A 17,978-nucleotide genomic window follows, 5' to 3' on the forward strand; every position below is an offset into this window, starting at 1 on the left:
TTCCGGAGCCGTCTCGTCTTCAACAATAACTTTCCTTGTGTCTCAATAAGGGACAGCCGCTTTACTGCATTTACGTTTTACTCATACAAAGGTTGATCTTCAGGGTCAGGTTTGACGCCTGAAGTGCATTCGCCGCATCAGCACCTTGTTTGACTTGCCGCCCGAATCTGAGCGACTGCAAGCGGGCAAGGTTGCTTTTGTTCTTGTCAGGCTGTTGCTCTTCCGAACTGCCGGGGAATGTGTGCGGCGCCGGATAAGAACATATTTGGAGGCAGGTATGAGCCAGTTAGAGGCCGTATCTATTGCGAGCTTCAAAAAACATTTTCAGGGGAAGGTCGTGCTTCCCAAAGATGATGAATATGATGAAGTTCGCGAGATCTGGAATGCGATGATCGATCGTCGACCCGCGATCATTGCGCGATGTATCTCTGCAGAGTGTGTGGTTCAGGCGGTGAACTTTGCACGAGAGCATGATTTGTTACTGTCTGTCCGGGGCGGGGACATAACATTGCCGGGAATGCCGTGTGTGATGGTGGCTTAATGATTGATATGTCACTGATGAATGAAGTGCATGTCAATCCAAACACGCAGAAAGTGGTCGTTGAGCCGGGGTGTCTCCTTGGTGACGTGGATGCGGCCGTTCAGAAGTATGGCCTTGCGACACCATTGGGTATTAACTCAACCACAGGGATTGCAGGATTGACCTTAGGCGGTGGTTTTGGCTGGTTAAGTCGCCTCTATGGGATGACGATCGATAATTTGTTATCGGTGCATGTTGTCACCGCCAAAGGGACGAAAGTCAAAGCCAGTGAAACCGAAAACGCTGATCTGTTCTGGGGGATCCGGGGGGCGGGGGGAACTTTGGTGTGGTCACAAGCTTTGAATTTCAGCTGCATCCGGTTGGGCCTGATGTGCTGAGTGGTCTGATCGTTTTTCCATTTGATCAGGCGAAGTCGGTGCTGACTCAGTTTGCACGCTTTACGGAATCGATGCCTGAAGCCTTAAATGTCTGGATGGTGACCCGTAAGGCACCGCCGTTACCTTTTTTGCCGGAATCGGTTCATGGCCGGGAAATTGTTGCCTTGGCTCTGTGTTATTTCGGTGACCCGGATGAAGGTGAAAAACTGATTGCACCACTGCGCGGTTTCGGTGAAGCCTACGGCGAACATGTGGGTGTACAGCCTTATACGGCCTGGCAGCAGGCGTTTGATCCTTTGCTGACTCCGGGGGCGCGCAACTACTGGAAATCGCACAATTTCACAGACTTAACAGAAGACGTACTCGATGTGCTGATTGAATATGCCAATAAGCTGCCTTCTCCGCACTGTGAAATTTTCATCGGAACCATTGGCGGTCAGACAACCCGGATTGCGCCGGATGCGATGGCGTATTCCAGCCGCGATGCCAAGTATGTGATGAACGTGCATGGCCGCTGGGAGACCCCGGCGGAAGATGACGCCTGCATTGGCTGGGCACGGGAGTTTTTCAAAACATCCCAGCCCTTCGCCAGTGGCGGCGCTTATATCAATTTTCTGACTCAGGATGAAAGTGACCGCGTTGCATTTGCGTATGGTGAAACTTATGCACGGCTTGTGGCACTGAAGAAAAAATATGATCCCAACAACCTGTTCCGGATGAATCAGAATATCAAGCCAGACTGAGCCAGATGGTAAAGCACTGAAAGCACTTCAGCGAGATCGTGAAGTGCTTTGGGTTGGGATACCGGATTGCTAAGCCAGCATCAGCGCACCATGCAAAAGGATCACACCCGCGGTCAGTCTGTTTCGCAGTGGCTGATAATCTGCGGGTGTCGTTTCCCCTTCGGTTTGCCGGATAAGCTTTTCCGAGAACCACACGGCCAGGTAACCCAAGGCGAGAAGCCCTGTCGCAATCAGTGCATGCTTATTGCCCTGCAAGATGGCACCCCAGGCCAGCAGAACAAAGAGATTGCTGAGGATGAGCGCATTTTTGCTGAGCCGATGTGAACTGTGGTCGATGGCATTGCCCCACAAAATGCCGGACAGAAAACTCAGAATGACAGCGCTGTAAGCAATAAACATCTGATGACCGCTCAGCTGGAAGAGCCGGATATCCGCAATCGCGAGGAGCAACGTCACGACAAAAGGCAGTAAGCCCAGATAACCCAGCTGTTTCATGATGGTATTTTGATTTTGCATTCCTCGTTCCTCTTGTCCGAAACTGACTTCATGCTGTCTTTTGACTATAGCCTTCTGTGGCGAGGTATTTGTTTTTCGAATACTTTGTAGTGCCGCATTTAATTTAATCTCAGGCGGCTGACCCCGTATAGTTGAACCGATCAAGTCACATCATCGACGAAAACAAGCAGTAACGAGGCATTTGATGACCCCACTCAATCCTTTCCTTCAGCAGGCAATCGCGCTGGCTGAAGACAATGTCAAGCAGGGCGGCCGCCCTTTCGGAGCCGTGGTTGTCAAAGATGATCAGGTCATTGCGACGGGTGTGAACCGGATGCAGGCCGATTGTGATCCCACGGCTCATGCCGAGCTGCTGGCCTTGCGTCAGGCTGGCAAAGCCTTGCAATCGCCCCGGCTGGCGGGGTGTCAAGTGTATGCCAGTGGTCAGCCTTGCCCGATGTGTATGGCCGCAATGCGAATGTCCGGTATTACCGAGATTGTCTTTGCTTACGCCAATGAACAGGCTGAACCTTTCGGGTTGTCAACGGCTGAGATTGCAGCCGACCTGTCAAAACCGCTGGCACAGCAACAATGGGCCCGTATATCACATCAGCCCGTCACCACAACGGATCAGGACGCCAATCATTTATATCAGCACTGGCAAAGATTTCAGCAGCAGTCGGATGGTTCATGAAGCATCCGGCTGAACAGCGCAGCATTTCAAATTGGGTCGGGTTATTGCTGATTGTCTTGATCGGGTTGAACCTGCGCCCGTTTCTGGTGGCACCGGGACCCATTCTGAACACCATCATGCAGGATCTGTCGATGAGCGCTTACAGCGCATCGCTGTTGACCTTACTGCCGATGTTTCTGATGGGCATGGGCGCGTTTATCGCGCCAGTGATTTTGTCACGATATGGCACCCGTCCTGCCGTTTTGTCTGCGCTGACCGCGATTCTGACAGGCTGTGCTTTCAGATTCACGGTCACCACGGAAGTGACCTTCCTGCTGACCGCAGTGCTTTGCGGGGCTGGCGTCGCCTTGATTCAGTCGGCGATGCCGGGCCAGATCAAAGCAACATTTCCGAAGCATATCGCACTGGCGACCGGGCTGTATTCTGCCTGTCTGATGGTCGGTGGCGCCCTTGGGGCCTATGGGATGCCACATCTCATGCAAATTGGCCTGAACTGGCGTCAGTCGCTGGCCATGCTGGCGGTACTTGCTCTGGTCGCTGTGCTGTTTTGTCTGCGATTTCTGGTCGCTGCGGCATCGAAAAAGCAGGACGGCAATCTCGTGAAGGCATTACTGTGCCGTCCGCGCACCTGGACGCTGATGTTCGCTTTTGGACTGGTAAATTCGGGCTATTCCACGCTGGTGGCCTGGCTTGCACCTTATTATCAGTCGCTGGGTTGGCGCCAGCCGGACAGCGCCAGTCTGGTTGTGGTGCTTTCGGTCTGTCAGGCCATCAGTGCGGTCGGTCTGCCGGTGCTGGCCCGCCGGTCTCAGGACCGTCGCCCCTGGCTTTTTCTGACAGTGGTTTTCCAGGCGGTGGGCTTTTATGGGCTGGCGGCCTGGCCGGAAATGTCACCCATGTTCTGGGTTGGGATATGCGGCGCCGGACTGGGCGGAAGTTTTGCCCTGGTGATCGTGACGGCGCTGGACCATCTGGAATCTGCGGAATCGTCTGGCACGCTGGCGGCTTTGATGCAGGGCGGTGGTTTCATGATTGCCGCAGTGTCTCCCTGGCTGATTGCTGTCCTGCAAGATCTCACGGCATCTTACGAAGCAGGCTGGCTGATGCATCTGGGATTTGTGGTGATAACCGGTGCACTTTACCTGCGGTTAAACCCGCGTCTGTATCGCGAGGTGATGGGGGAGGCCGGATTCGTTGCGAAACGGCAAAGAATCCCTCACGGATAGTCATCTCATGACGGAATCAACTACAGTTACTTGGATAACCTGAACGAGGAAGGCTTGGAAACGGTTGCCAGATAAACGTTCTGGCTGTCAATCAGCCTGATGACGGTGACACTTTCCTTTGCGCCGAAGGCGTGAAGATAACGATTTTTGATGAACGATAGCATTCACTGACTGGAGAAAAGTAATGAAAGTTCTGTATTCAACAAAAGCAACATCCACTGGCGGGCGTGACGGAGCATCCGAGTCAGCGGACGGAAAACTGAAAGTGAAACTGAGTACGCCAACTGAGCTTGGCGGACAAGGGGGCGAAGGCACCAACCCTGAGCAGCTTTTTGCCGCAGGTTACTCGGCCTGTTTTATCGGGGCGATGAAATTTGTGGCCGCGCAGGATGGCATTAAATTACCGGCTGAGCCAAGTATCACGGCTCAGGTCGGTATTGGTGAAAACCCGAAAGGGGTTGGTTTCGCGATTGATGTCGAACTCCATATTTCTGTTGCTGGCATGGCAAAGGACGAGCTGAGTCAACTGGCTGAAAAGGCACATCAGGTTTGTCCATATTCAAACGCAACCCGCGGTAATATCCGTGTGGAATTAGTGGTTGCTTAACTTTGGCTCAAGATTGAAAAGGGCTCGATTGAGCCCTTTTTTTGATCTTGCTTCAATTTCATTGAGTGGTCATTCAAGAGAGAAAATATCGCTGAATGCAATGTGTATGGAATGAGATGACTCTATTTTCAGGTTAGTTTTTGATGATAGTTCTGTCGATATTTCAGTCGGTTGAAAAGTCAGATTTTTTGCCAAGGCGACTGTTTCTGAGAAGGATTAAAAATGTTTCAAACAAGACTTTAAAATGATTGAGTTCAAGGTTAATATGCATGCCCCCACGATTTGTGAGCAAGATCAACCCTTCATCAAACCTCCTAAGAATACCTGCCTCGATTCTGTCTTTCAGCATGTTTCATTATGAGCTTTCTTATAGTGAAAATGACTTTCTTGGCTATCAAAAAGCCGGAATTTAAATAGGCTATTGAAATACTTAATAAGAGAATTCTAAACTCCAGCCATCTGTTCAATTATGGCTGGTGTCTCCCTTTGTCTGAGTCTGGTAATCAACACGTTTCTGCGATTGATGAAGTCATCAACCGTGCGCTGATGAAAAAAAAGAAACGTCAAATGGAATTGGAACTTGCAAGCAAGCCTTCTCTGGAGGAAAGCCTGCGAGCGAAGTTTGATATTCTGGAGACAATCACCAAGCCTGGCCGTGGGACTGTATTGTACAAACTGGCGGATAAAGAGGATCCCAATCAGGTGATCTGCTGTAAATCCGTGCAGGAACGCGGGAACGCCGCTGCTGAAAAAGCTTTATTGAGTGAAGCAACCAAACTTGAAGTGTGTCAGCACCCGAATGTCGTCAAATTTGTTCAGGTTGGCCATGAGTTTTCGACGCCCTACTTTTTTATGGAATGGGTCGCGGGTGAGAACCTGACTCAGAAAATCAGTCGTCATCATCAGGGCGGCTTTCGGGCAGATCATATTGCATGGCTGATTTATCAATTGGCAGGCGCACTGGATTACGCACATACACAGGGCGTGTGTCATCTGGACATCAAACCCTCCAATGTGCTGGTTGGGACGGATGACGCGGTTCGTCTGGTTGATTTTGGTGCCGCGCAATATGTCGGCGAAGACGGTGAGCATGTGGAAGCCAGCCTGAATTATGCTTCACCGGATTACGTCCGCACCGGAATCGGTCAGCCGGAAGATGATGTGTATTCCTTGGCTGTTCTGGCGTATTGCCTATTTCTGGGTGTCACTGCCAGTGCGGAAATTGGCATGGTGATTCATGGTCAGAAACGACCGGTTGTGATTCCGCCTCATGTCTGGAAAGCGATTCAATCGGTGATCAGTAAGCCTCGCTACCATGGTTATACGCCGATTCAGTTTGCACAGGTGCTGGGCCAGATTGACACGGACACCCCGCTGTCGAACGCACCCTTATTCAGCAGCATGCGAAATGCAGATCTGGTCTTAAGCCGGAAAAAGCACAGCACGTTTGAGGCGGTCGACAGCTGGAAGTCGCTGGAAATCACCCTGATTTGCGCCACGTTGATACTGGTGTCTTTTCTGGTGCTTCGAAACCTGTATACCTTCGCATTTGAGGCGGACAGTCCGGTCGTTCCAACTGAGCCGGCAAGTTTTGTGTACGACGGTAAAGTCTTTCAGCCGGACGATACCTCATGGTTCACCTATCAGTTTTTAAATGAATTTACGTCGGAAACACCGGAGCTTTCTAAAACAGCCGTCGCGATTGTTGAAGCATATGACCGGAAGAAATCGGAACGGGAAAAACAAATTTATCTGCGTTTAAGCTCGGTGCTGGAAGATGAGCAACAAGCACACCAAATCCGTCAGGAACAATTGACCGCAATTAAAAATGAACTGATTACCATGCGCCGTTTAATGCAGGGCGGAAAAGCCAGCGATTCTGTGCACATTGAAAAACAATTGGCTAGTGCTCAGGGGCGAGTCAATACCTTGCTGCAAAACGAAGGTTTTAACCGTGAAAGTGCAATCACACCGGATGAAGCCCTGAATTTAATGGAAGTCGGTGATGTTGTATTTGCGCGTCAGGCCTTTGAATCCGCATGGCAAAAGGCCACGGCGGAAGCCTATTACTATGCCCGTGAAGTACGGTATCAGACCGTCGTTAAAACACTGGCTCAGGTCTCCAGTTTGATGGACGAAGCGAATTTTAAAGACGCTTCCACCCTGATTGAAAATGCGCAGGAAGTTTTTCCGGAAAGCAAAGATATTCGCACCATGGGTGCGTTGCTGTATGCCCGTCGCGGGGAATATATCCTGCGGCAGTCGCTGCAGTCTGATCTGGTGGTGGATAAAAGCATTATTCAGCAAGCCTATCAGGACGTGAAAACATTTGCGCCCGAGCGACTGGCGCAAGTGAAAGCGCAATTAAAGCAAGATATTGAGCAGGGCAGCGAGTCCCAGTTTAAAGCGGGAGCGTTGAGTATTAATGCCAAGAATGTCACCGCAATTGTTTTACCGGATTGGGAGTGGGAAGCATGAGTGATTTGAACACTCGTCTGGATGCATTGTTATCGCCCATCAGTGCGGATCAGCCTGTCGGTGAAGATGCCCGCTATGAGCTGTGTTATGAGCTCATGGAAGCGGAAGTGAAAAAGTTTGGCTCGCTCTTTGGCGAAACCGTTGACTGGCAGGTGGTGGAGCAACAGGCAGAAATCGTGCTGCTCCAGCACAGCAAGGATCTCAAAGCCATGGCCTACATGGGCCGTGCCTGGGCAGAGCACCACGGCTGTGAAGGGTTGAAAGCCGGCTTACAGCTGCTGAAATCAGCCCTGGAGCAATTTGGCAAGGCACTGTATCCGGCGCGGGCCAGAGGTCGGGACGGGGCTATCGAATGGCTGAATAAACAGATCGAGGGGGTCGTTCCGAAGCTGGAAAACCCGGAATACGCCGATCTGGAAGCTTGCGCTGCGCTCTGTCAGGACATCAGCTTTTCGATGAGCGAAGTGTTTGACGGTTCTGAAGCGTCCATGCTGGGTGCCCGGGATGTACTGTCGACCCAAAGTCGCCAGTTGGGTGCGCCACCTTCCCCCGAGGTGAACCCCCCGAGCCTGAACCGGCTCCGGTGGCGGAAGCCCCTTCGAAAGTGGCTGAAGTCCCTGTGACACCGACAGCCAAGCCGAAGCCGGTGGCAACGGCACCTGTTCCTTCAACGATGACGTCGCTGAGCGGGGATACTGATAAAAAGTCGCTGGAGCAAATGGCAGAGCATCTGATCCACCAGAACCCGGCCATGCCACTGGCGTATCAGGTTGGACGCTATCTGACCTGGATGGACGTGGATGAATTACCGCCGCACGATGCTGAGGGCAAAACGCCGCTGCGTCTGCCGGTGAATCAGGATACGCGGGCGGATTATGAGGCGGCCATCTCGGCTAAATCGGTTGACGAGCATTACCGGCGTCTGGAAAAGAGCCTGCGCAATACACCGTTCTGGCTCAGTGGCCACCGGTTGATGTTTGACATGCTCAAATTGATGGGGTTTGACCCGGCCGCAGAAGCGGTGCGCGAAGAGACGCGCCGGTTAACGCAGCGTCTGGAAGGCATTGATGCGCTGACGTTTGAGGATGCCACCCCATTTGCGGATGACGCCACCCGGCAATGGCTGGCGGCAGGGCCGTCAGGTGCGGGGCAGGGCGTCAGCGAAGGACTGGCAGAGCTGCTGGGTGAGCTGGATGGCGACCATCTGGATGGCGCAGCACTCGGAAAACTGCTGGTTTCCGCGTCGGCAAAACTGGATGAGGCGCAGTCCGGACGTTCAAAGTTTCTCCTGCATCTGCAGTTGGCCAAATTACTGCACAACAACGGGCTGTTCAGCCTGGCGTTACCGCACCTTGAAGTGATCTGGCCGGAAAGAGAGCGGGTTCATTTGAGTTATTGGGAACCACACCTGGATACCGAACTGGAGCAGTTACTGTCTTCAACACTGACTCAGATTTATTCACGGGAAGAAGCCTTTCCCGATAAGTACAGAGAATGGCTGAAAGCCGTTCATTAACATATAGCTGCTAAGAAGGACAAGTTATGTCTAAAGATGGTTCAGTCGCTCCAAAAGAGCGAATTAATATCCGGTACGTGCCTGCCACGGGTGATGCTCAGGAAGAGGTCGAACTGCCCCTGAATATGATGGTGGTTGGTGATTTCACGGGCCGTGATGACGAAACACCGATCGAAGATCGGGATCCGGTCAGCATTGATAAAGACAACTTCAACGATGTGCTGAGTGCATTCGCACCGAACGTGAAAGTGAATGTTGCCAATCGTCTGAGCGACGAAGAAGGTGCGCAACTGGGCGTCGATCTAACGTTCAAGAATGTGAAAGATTTCTCTCCCGAAGCGATTGCCCGTCAGGTTCCTGAACTCAGCAGTCTGCTGGAACTTCGTGAAGCCCTGGTTGCGCTGAAAGGCCCGCTGGGTAACGTCCCGGCTTTCCGTAAGCGTATCGCTCAGGTACTGCAAGACGATGAAGCACGGAACAAACTGCTCAGTGAACTGAGCATCGATGCAAACAAAGAAGAATAAGCAGGTGGCACATGACAACTGAAGCGATGACACCGGAACAGGATGCACAACTGGCTGAATCCGGTTCTCTGTTAGACAGTATTTTGAATGAAACCCGTATGAAGCCATCTGATGAAGGCTTTGACGTGGCGAAACGGGGCGTGGAAGCGTTTATCTCTGAATTGCTGAGTAAAAACGTATCCGACAAAGTTGATCAGTCGCTGGTGGATCTGATGATCTCCGAGATTGATCAGAAGATGTCTGCTCAGGTTGATGAGATTCTGCACTCAGAAGAGATTCAGCAAATCGAATCGTCCTGGCGTGGCCTGAAGTATCTGGTTGATCAGACGGACTTCCGCGAGAACATTCAGATTGAAGTGATTTCTGCGAAGAAAAACGAAGTGCTGGATGACTTCGACGACGCGCCGGAAGTGGTGAAATCTGGTTTGTACAAGCAGATCTATACCCGTGAATACGGCCAGTTTGGTGGTAAACCTGTGGGTGCGGTGATCTGTGACTTCAAACTGACGTCTGCATCACCAGACATCAAACTGATGGAATACATGGCAAACGTGGGTGCGATGTCTCATGCACCGTTCCTGACTTCTGCCGGTCCTCAGTTCTTCGGGGTCGACAGCTATGAAGAGCTGCCAAACCTGAAAGATCTGAAGTCTGTGTTTGAAGGTCCGCAGTACACCAAGTGGCGTGGCCTGCGTGAGCACGAAGATTCACGCTATCTGGGTCTGTGTACCACAGGCTTCATGCTGCGCTCGCCATATTCTGTGGCCGACAACCCGATCAAAGCATTCGACTATAACGAGAATGTTTCGGCGAGTCATGACCACTATCTGTGGGGGAACTCAGCGTATGCACTGGCGTCTCGTATTTCCGAGTCCTTTGCGAAATTCCGCTGGTGTCCGAACATCATCGGTCCGCAGAGCGGTGGTACGGTGAATGACCTGCCGGTACATAACTTTGAATCCATGGGTCGTATTGAAACCAAGATCCCAACAGAAGTGCTGGTCTCTGACCGTCGCGAATTCGAACTGGCAGAAGAAGGCTTTATTGCCCTGACCATGCGTAAAGGTTCTGATAACGCGGCATTCTTCTCGGCCAACTCGGTTCAGAAACCGAAGTTCTTTGGCAACACGCCGGAAGGCAAAGAAGCAGAAACCAACTATAAGCTGGGCACACAGCTACCATACATGTTCATCATCAACCGCCTGGCGCACTATCTGAAAGTGCTGCAGCGCGAGCAGATTGGTTCGTGGAAAGAGCGTACGGATCTGGAAATTGAACTGAACAAGTGGATCCGTCAGTACGTGTCTGATCAGGAAAATCCACCGGCAGAGGTTCGTGGTCGTCGTCCACTGCGTGCAGCACGTGTTGAAGTGTCTGATGTGGAAGGTGATCCGGGCTGGTACCGTGTTTCTCTGGCAGTGCGTCCGCACTTCAAGTACATGGGTGCAAGCTTCGAGCTGTCTCTGGTAGGTAAACTGGATCAGTAATCAGTCAAGGAGCGGTGGCTGTGATGCGCTTCGCTGAGGCGCCTGACAGACTGCCGCTCAATTATTTCTGTGGAAATCAATGGATAAAGGTTACCGATTACTGGAACGCATTGAGCTGGGCGAATCGAAAAACAGCTACGATACCGTCGGATCAACTCAGTATCTGATTGAGTCGATTCATTATCATCTGGCGGATTTGCTGAATACGCATACCGGCAACGCCATGATTGCGCTGGATTACGGGCTGCCTGATTTCAATGATGTGCTGGCGGATAAATCCAACATTGTCAGAGAAATCCGGCACAGTGTGAAACAGACAATCGAAAAATATGAACCCCGATTAACCGGTGTTGTCGTCCGGTATATTCCCCACGCGGATAATCCGCTGCAGCTGAATTTTGCCGTCAGTGGTGAGGTGTATCACAACGACAAGAAAACCATGATGAATATCGACTTATCCGTAGGCGTAGACGGTAAGTTTTCTGTATAGAGCCGACGAGTATGACCTATAGCAAGTATTTCCAGGACGAGCTTTCCTTTCTGAAAGAAGCAGGCTCTGAATTTTCCAAAAGTCACCCGCAGTTAACGAAATTTCTGTCTGAAAGCAGCAATGACCCGGACGTGGAACGGTTGCTGGAAGGTTTTGCATTTCTCAACGGCAAACTCCGCCAGAAGCTGGATGATGAGCTTCCTGAGCTGACTCAATCCCTGATTGCTTTACTCTGGCCGCATTATTTGCGCTCCGTGCCTTCGATGAGTATTGCGCAGTTAAAACCACATGAAGCCAGTGTGACGCAAAAAACCACGGTCACCCGTGGCCATGAAATGGCCAGCACGCAGGTGGATGATTCACAGTGTATTTTCCGGACCTGTTATGACGTGGATCTGTATCCGCTGCTCCTGTCTTCGGTTACACAGCAAAATACACGGTCCAACAGTCATCTGAACATCACACTGACGACAGACAGTGGCGTAGAGCTGTCACGTATTGGGTTAGATACACTTCGTTTTCATATTCACGGCGAACTCCATATTTCGCGCATTCTGTATTTGTGGCTGTTTCGTTACCTCGACAGTGTCGAAGTCGTCCTTGCCGGCGGCGGCAGCCGGAAATTACCGGCATCCTGTATTCAGAAAGTCGGGTTTGATGATGATCAGTCGCTGATGCCTTACGGCCCCAACTCGTTTTCGGGTTACCGTTTAGTGCAGGAATACTTTGCGATGCCCGATAAATTCATGTTCTTTGATATTGTCGGGCTGGACTGGCTGAAAGGGGTGCCGAACCAGAACACCATGAGTCTGGTATTTAATTTCTCTCGTTCTTTGCCGTCAGAAGTCACGATCCGGGAGAAAAACCTGCGCCTGTTCTGTACGCCGATTGCCAATGTCTTTGATATGGATGCGGACCCGATCCGTCTGGATCACAAACGTACTGAATACCATGTGCGCCCGCAAAGCAGTCGCCAGCAGAACTTTGAAGTCTATTCGGTGAATCAGGTGCGCGGCTGGAGTAATGAAAACCGGCGTCAGGTTGATTATCTGCCGTTTGAATCCTTTGAGCATCAGCTGGGCATTGATCATCAACGCCATTATTACAATGTGAAAGTCTCGGAGCATGTGACCGGGAAAGGTTTATCGCATTACATCTCTTTCTTTGATCACAATGCCGGCGTTGCCAATCTGGAAACCGAAACCGTGCTGATCAAGCTGACCTGTACCAATGGCAAACTGCCTCAGCGATTAGCGCCGGGCGATATCAGTTTCACCACGCACAAGTCGACCAACTATGCGGATTTCACCAACCTGACCAAGCCGACGGTGTCGGTCAGCCCGCAAATTGACAGCAGTCTGCACTGGCAATTGATTGCCAATATGTCGCTGAATTATCTGTCGCTGATTGATACCGATGTGCTGAAAATGATGCTGAGTATTTATGACTTTCACTCGCGCAGTGATCGGCAGTCTCAGCGGGCTTCGGCCAACCGATTGAATGGCATTAAAGCGATCAGCATGAAACCGGTTGAACGGATTTATCGGGGCTTGCCGATCCGCGGCAATCTGATTGAACTTCAGATGGACTCAGCCATGTTTGCCAATGAAGGCGATATGTACTTGCTGGTCTCGATTCTGAATGAGTTTTTCTCGTTGTATTCCAGTATCAACTCATTTTCAGAGCTGGAAGTGGTCGATGTGAAAACCGGTGAAATTTATCGCTGGGACGGTAATCAGGGCAAGCAGGCGGTCATATGATCGAGAAGATTGAAGAATCCAGCCATGAGTTTGCCTTCTTTCAGGCGGTGTATCTGCTGGAGGCCAATGCAAAGAAAAAATACCCTGAGCAGTTTGCCTCGGTAGGTCTGGCGAAAACCCAGTCTGAAGAGTTTATCCGCTTCAGAATTTCCCCTGAACTGGGGTTTCCCCGTTCGGATATCACGCAGTTTGATCAGGTGCACTGGGGGGGCCGGGACGTGCCGAACCTGATCGTCAACTTCGGGGGACTGCATGGCACAGGCTCGCCGTTGCCGTCGGCTTATACCGAAAAACTGGCGGGTCGTGAAGGGGAAGATAACCCGGTCAAAGACTTTTTTGACTTCTTTCATCACCGGTATTTGTCGCATCTGTACCGGATCTGGAAGAAGTACAGATATCACGTTCGGTATGAATCCGGGGCGATTGACCCGCTGTCGCGGAATCTGTTCAACCTGATTGGCATCTCTTCTGAGCTGAGTGAAGAAAGCGACTTTCATTTCGACAGGGCAAAGCTGCTGTCTTACATCGGTCAGCTTTCTTCCCGTACCCGTTCTCCGAATCTGGTTTCCGGTGTGGTGGCTCACTGCTTTAACCTGAATAAAGTCAGTATCGAAGAGTGGATTCCCCGCCGGGTGAAAATTGCGCCGTCTCAGCTCAATCAACTGGGCCATGTCAATTGTGTCTTGGGGCGTGATTATCACCTGGGAGATCATCTGACCGATATTACCGGGAAGTTTAACCTGGTGTTTCATGATTTGAGTTTTGAGCAGTACTGTCATTTTCTGCCGGGTGAACAGGGCTATGTCCTGTTGAAAGAGCTGATGCGATTTGTACTGCGCGACCCAATGGCCTGGGATCTGAAAATGGAAGTCAGAACCGATGGTTTACCGGCCAGTATTCTGGGCGTGGCAGGCGCAAACAAACTGGGACAGGTGAGCTGGCTGGGCCATGTTCAGGGAGAGAAAGAAACTGTTGTTGTCATTGGCGCGGTGTGATTTTTTCATTGAGAACAGGCACACGGCATCTGCTGCGTTTTGCAGCGGGGCGGTGTGCCTGTATTTGTTTCTGATGAACGATAAAGTGAAGTGCGCGGTTCAGTTCACTGAGTGCGATGCTTCAACATTCGTCGCCGCTTCATCGGCAAATCGGACTATGGAATACGACCGTGGTGTGTAATTCCTTAATACCGGCAATATTTTCCGCTTCGTCGCACAGTTCATTCATCACATGCAGGGAAGAGGCCTCCAGCAGGGTGATGATGTCAAAACCACCCCCGACCACGCTGATGGTTTTGATCTCCGGGATTTCCCGGAGACTGTCACAGACTTTTTTCTTCCAGCCGTTTTGGCATTTAATCAGTAAATAGCAGCTGGTTAAGCTCGAACTCTTCTGTTGACCAATTTTCGCAGTATAACCTTCAATCACGCCCGACTTTTCCATGCGGGTGATCCGCTCAGCCACCGCTGTTCTGGAAAGGCCCACACTGCGGGCCATATTGGCGATTGATTCACGTCCGTTAACCAGCAGACTTGACAATATCTTCCTATCAATTCGGTCAATGCTGTTGCTATGTAAAGTACTCATTATCTTTATTCTCGACTTTGATTAACCTAGGCGTCCAACTTACTGAATCTGTTCTGGAACAGCGAAGTTGTAGAGTTCCTGCAGCAGGAACGGATTATTAGAATTCGACGGCTTGATCTTCACCGTCATTTGGCGTCCCGATACAAGAATGTCCGCGTTAAATCCACCATCGGCTGTTGGTTCAAGCGCTGACTCGTTCAACAGACGGAAGATGGACCAGAATCCCTCTTTAGCTTTTTTGTGCTGCTCTCCACTTGAAGTAATGTCCTGAATATTGACGTTGACGAAAAACTCGTTGCTTTCCGGTGGCCAGACAAATTGTTTGCTCTTGGCCGGACCGTGGTAGTAATCCAGCGACTCGCCGCCGAAATCGACATTGGCACGAATGGCACTGGAGTCCAGATCGATAAAGCGTGAGCTGAAATCAATCTTGAATTTATTGGAGGTCGGATCAAACAGAACGTTTTTGATCATCGTGTAATTTTTCATCTGCGTGATCATTTCCTGCGACAGTTTCAGCGTTTCACCGTCCACCCGTTTGGCTTGCCACAGGTTGGTATCGTAGAACGGCGACAGGTTATCTTTAATGAACCCGTCCAGCGTGCCCTGCGCGGCAAAAAACGCTTCAAAATCAGTCAGTGAAATCTCGGTTGGTGCCTGTTTATTGAACGGATATTTGTTTTGGCCAACCAGCGCGAACTGGCTGTATACGTTACTGGTCCACAGTTCCTGAATGCCCAGTTCAGATTCTGAAAGCAGGGTTGCCCAGGCTTGGTGAGCAATTTCATTCAGCCAGCTCTTCACCGGTTCAGGCGTTTTCTGCGCGACTTGTTTCAGGCGCACAATCGGGTCTGCTTCGGTTTCACGCATGCGGGCTTTTGCGGCTGCCAGCGCGGCTTGCTGAACATTCGGCGCATCTGTAATTTGCTTCAGATAAGCACGCAGATTACTCAGGGAGCTGATGACCTGATCCCAGGGGGCCTGAGAATTCTCAGTTTCACTGGTCTGCAGGTTATTAATGACCGCGAATGTTTTTTCGACCCGGCTCATGAGCTCATAATCCGGCTCAATCACTTTCTCTGCCGTTGCTTTTAAGGCATCAGCGGCTTGATTCAGACGTTGGTCTTTCGGCGCTAACTGAGCCAGAGCAGACGCTTCCGGTGAATACTTGGTATTGGTATACAGCAGGTTCAGAATCGTACTCAAAGGCGAAGCCGGGCCAGACATAATGTCGATGGCGTTGGTCATATCCACGATATTGCTGAAGCGCTTGAAGCGCAGATCACTGATCGCTGTCCGCCAGACGTTGATGTAATCATCGGTATACTTGCGGCGCACTTTAGCCTGGAAGGCTTTCAGTTCTTCTTCAGACGGCTGGGTGTTGTTCGACAGCCCCAGCACCCAGTTGTCGGCAATCAAATCCTGAGACAGAGATTCAGACAACGGCCGGTAGAAGGTTGTAAAACCCGTCGCGGTGTAGATTTTATTGATGTTTAACTCGTCCTGATTGCCGTTGTTTGTTGAGAATACTTCCCCGAAATTAAAGCCAATCGCACGCGGAATACTCAGGACACCCAAATCTGCATCACGACCACTGTTCAGAATCTGGCTGTAGGCAATATCAACTTTAGACTGAGACAGCAGCTCACGGCGAGTTGTCCGCACCAGATCCCAGTTGATCTGAATGGCCGGAAAATTGGTTTTGAAATAAACCGCCAGATAGTCTTTCACACTGGCATAGCTGCCTTGTGTCCCAAAGTCGTCCGCGATGATCCGGGAAATAGACTTCAGCATGAAGCTGTAGTCCCGTTTATTTTTTTCACTCAGCATCAGGTAGGTTTTGAGCAGGTGCAGTTTTTCCTGATGAGACAGATTGTTTTGTGCCAGTTCCTGACGGATATGGGTTTCAATCAGTGGCATCAGTTTTTCGTGAACGCTGTCCAGCAAATGGCGATAAGCGATTTGCGTCGTTTTATCCAGTTTGTCCACGTTGATATCAATCATTTTCTCATCCAGCAGGCGGCTGGCATCCACCCAGGCCTGATAGAGTGGGTGTATACCATTGGAGATGGTGGCAATCTGCTGACTGAGTTGCGCCCGGCTGTCATCCGGCGTTTGATCGGCTGCCACGTCCAGCAGTTGATTGATAATGGAGATATTATTTTGTGTGGTCGTCAGGAAATAGTAACCACTCACACCCAGCAAACTCACGCAAGCGGCCATGGTAATGCGGCTTTTACGGATCAGTTGTTTGAGGTGGCGCTTATTCTCACCGGCAAAGTTTGCTTCTGGCAGGACCTGCTCATCGATAATGAATCGGGTAAACAGCGGCGATTCTGTCAGTTGATCATGTTCCGACGCGATCATCGGGACATTGAAATAATTACTGCAGCCCTTGGCCAGCAGGTTGTATTTCCGTCCGCCCTGATGGCTGGATGTGAAATACAGTCCCCGGATATCGACCATATGGAAGCCGTCTTTTTCCAGTCGGACTTTATTGAGTGTGTTTTTCAGCAGGTCATGACACAGCTCGAACTGTTTCGGGAACGTGACCAGCGCACTGTTATTGACCAGAGAGCGTTCCATGGCCGCGCAATCCAGTGTGCTTTGTTCCATTTTGCTCAGAATGGCGTAGAAACCGTTGTCAAAAATGTCATTGAGTGTGCCTTTGGCATCTTTGAGCGAAATCGACAGATGTTCCAGCTGTGCTTTCAGCGGACTCAGGGAAACAAACTCTTTGAACCCCTGCAGTTTGTCGATCTTCGATAGGAAGACATACACGGGCAGGGCACTGTAAGTGATATTTGTGATGTCACTTAACCGGGTATTGATGATATCCAGAATGTAATCACGCTGGGATTCTTCCTGTGTGATCAGAAACTCCAGATCAACCACATAAAGGCAACCGGCAAAGGGTTTACGTGGTTTGGTTGCGATGATTTTATCCAGAAATGCTTTCCACAGTGTCTGATCCGTATTGGACGTATCCTGATAAATCAACCGTGGCGCTGGCTTGATGTAAATGGCGTGATCAGACTCGTACCAGACGAAATAATCTGTCTGCAGGGTATTTTTATGATCAATGGGTTTGATCGCGTGTGAGCTGGTCAGCAGGGATGTTTTGCCTGACTTTTTATTGCCCAGCAACAGGTAAATCGGCTTGTGGCTGTTTCCCTTCAGCAGCGATGCCAGCAGACCTTTCAGTGTTTCTTCTTCGGTTTCGATGTCTGTACTGGTTCTGGATTTTCGCTTTTTCACTTCATAGCCGATGAAGATCAGGACTGCAGCGGTAAACACCAGTGCGATAGGTCCCCATGTCAGGTAATGACCCGGAGATAAGTCCAGAACGAAGTATGCGAATACGCCATAGAGTACAGAAAGAAGTACGGCGGAGAGCAGAATAACTACTCCCGGAGTTTTCAGTTTACGCATCAAGATATAACCCGCCTGTCGTTG

At 50.6% G+C, this 17,978-nt stretch carries 14 protein-coding genes and 1 pseudogene; 12 read left to right on the forward strand and 3 right to left on the reverse strand.

Annotation, left to right across the window (positions count from 1 at the left end):
* Positions 1 to 277: 277 nt before the first annotated feature.
* Positions 278 to 1,661 (forward strand): annotated as a pseudogene (locus KDD30_RS17845) (FAD-binding oxidoreductase).
* Positions 1,662 to 1,730: 69 nt separating this feature from the next.
* Here the strand turns inward: KDD30_RS17845 and KDD30_RS17850 are convergent.
* Positions 1,731 to 2,177, reverse strand: a complete 447-nt coding sequence (locus KDD30_RS17850; protein ID WP_211651350.1) for a DUF3429 domain-containing protein — start codon at positions 2,175 to 2,177, stop codon at positions 1,731 to 1,733.
* 184 nt (positions 2,178 to 2,361) lie between these two features.
* Here KDD30_RS17850 and KDD30_RS17855 point away from each other — a divergent pair, with 184 nt between their 5' ends.
* From KDD30_RS17855 to tssG, 11 genes are all read left to right on the forward strand, one after another.
* Positions 2,362 to 2,850, forward strand: a complete 489-nt coding sequence (locus KDD30_RS17855) for a nucleoside deaminase (protein WP_211651351.1) — start codon at positions 2,362 to 2,364, stop codon at positions 2,848 to 2,850.
* A complete protein-coding gene (locus KDD30_RS17860; RefSeq protein WP_211651352.1) occupies positions 2,847 to 4,076 on the forward strand; it encodes an MFS transporter in 1,230 nt (409 codons plus the stop codon). Before KDD30_RS17855 ends, KDD30_RS17860 begins: the two co-directional genes overlap by 4 nt.
* Positions 4,077 to 4,260: 184 nt before the next feature.
* Positions 4,261 to 4,683, forward strand: coding sequence for an organic hydroperoxide resistance protein (locus tag KDD30_RS17865; RefSeq protein ID WP_211651353.1), 423 nt, complete (start codon positions 4,261 to 4,263; stop codon positions 4,681 to 4,683).
* A 567-nt stretch (positions 4,684 to 5,250) separates the two neighbouring features.
* Positions 5,251 to 7,161: a protein kinase gene (locus KDD30_RS17870; protein WP_211651354.1), complete on the forward strand. Its 1,911-nt coding sequence runs from the start codon at positions 5,251 to 5,253 to the stop codon at positions 7,159 to 7,161.
* A complete protein-coding gene (locus KDD30_RS17875; RefSeq protein WP_211651355.1) occupies positions 7,158 to 7,784 on the forward strand; it encodes a type VI secretion system ImpA family N-terminal domain-containing protein in 627 nt (208 codons plus the stop codon). The genes KDD30_RS17870 and KDD30_RS17875 overlap by 4 nt, the downstream gene beginning before the upstream one ends.
* The gene (locus tag KDD30_RS17880; RefSeq protein ID WP_211651356.1) at positions 7,745 to 8,677 is read left to right on the forward strand and encodes a type VI secretion system domain-containing protein; all 933 of its coding nucleotides are present in this window, start codon (positions 7,745 to 7,747) and stop codon (positions 8,675 to 8,677) included. Before KDD30_RS17875 ends, KDD30_RS17880 begins: the two co-directional genes overlap by 40 nt.
* 26 nt (positions 8,678 to 8,703) lie before the next feature.
* The gene (gene tssB, locus KDD30_RS17885; RefSeq protein WP_211651357.1) at positions 8,704 to 9,201 is read left to right on the forward strand and encodes a type VI secretion system contractile sheath small subunit; all 498 of its coding nucleotides are present in this window, start codon (positions 8,704 to 8,706) and stop codon (positions 9,199 to 9,201) included.
* 11 nt (positions 9,202 to 9,212) lie between these two features.
* The gene (tssC, locus tag KDD30_RS17890) at positions 9,213 to 10,688 is read left to right on the forward strand and encodes a type VI secretion system contractile sheath large subunit (RefSeq protein ID WP_211651358.1); all 1,476 of its coding nucleotides are present in this window, start codon (positions 9,213 to 9,215) and stop codon (positions 10,686 to 10,688) included.
* A gap of 79 nt (positions 10,689 to 10,767) precedes the next feature.
* Positions 10,768 to 11,178, forward strand: coding sequence for a type VI secretion system baseplate subunit TssE (tssE, locus tag KDD30_RS17895; RefSeq protein WP_211651359.1), 411 nt, complete (start codon positions 10,768 to 10,770; stop codon positions 11,176 to 11,178).
* A gap of 11 nt (positions 11,179 to 11,189) precedes the next feature.
* Positions 11,190 to 12,938, forward strand: coding sequence for a type VI secretion system baseplate subunit TssF (gene tssF / locus KDD30_RS17900; RefSeq protein WP_211651360.1), 1,749 nt, complete (start codon positions 11,190 to 11,192; stop codon positions 12,936 to 12,938).
* Positions 12,935 to 13,933 carry a type VI secretion system baseplate subunit TssG gene (tssG, locus tag KDD30_RS17905; protein ID WP_211651361.1) on the forward strand — a complete coding sequence of 333 codons (999 nt, stop codon included), beginning with the start codon at positions 12,935 to 12,937 and terminating at the stop codon, positions 13,931 to 13,933. Before tssF ends, tssG begins: the two co-directional genes overlap by 4 nt.
* A 139-nt stretch (positions 13,934 to 14,072) precedes the next feature.
* On the opposite strand, the gene KDD30_RS17910 is transcribed toward tssG, so the two are convergent.
* Together KDD30_RS17910 and tssM are read right to left on the reverse strand one after the other, a co-directional pair.
* Positions 14,073 to 14,525: an Lrp/AsnC family transcriptional regulator gene (locus tag KDD30_RS17910; RefSeq protein ID WP_371826137.1), complete on the reverse strand. Its 453-nt coding sequence runs from the start codon at positions 14,523 to 14,525 to the stop codon at positions 14,073 to 14,075.
* A gap of 36 nt (positions 14,526 to 14,561) precedes the next feature.
* On the reverse strand, positions 14,562 to 17,954 hold the full coding sequence (gene tssM / locus KDD30_RS17915; RefSeq protein ID WP_211651363.1) for a type VI secretion system membrane subunit TssM: 3,393 nt from the start codon (positions 17,952 to 17,954) through the stop codon (positions 14,562 to 14,564).
* Positions 17,955 to 17,978: the final 24 nt, after the last annotated feature.

The organism is Photobacterium sp. GJ3 (genome assembly GCF_018199995.1).
Taxonomy (GTDB): domain Bacteria; phylum Pseudomonadota; class Gammaproteobacteria; order Enterobacterales; family Vibrionaceae; genus Photobacterium.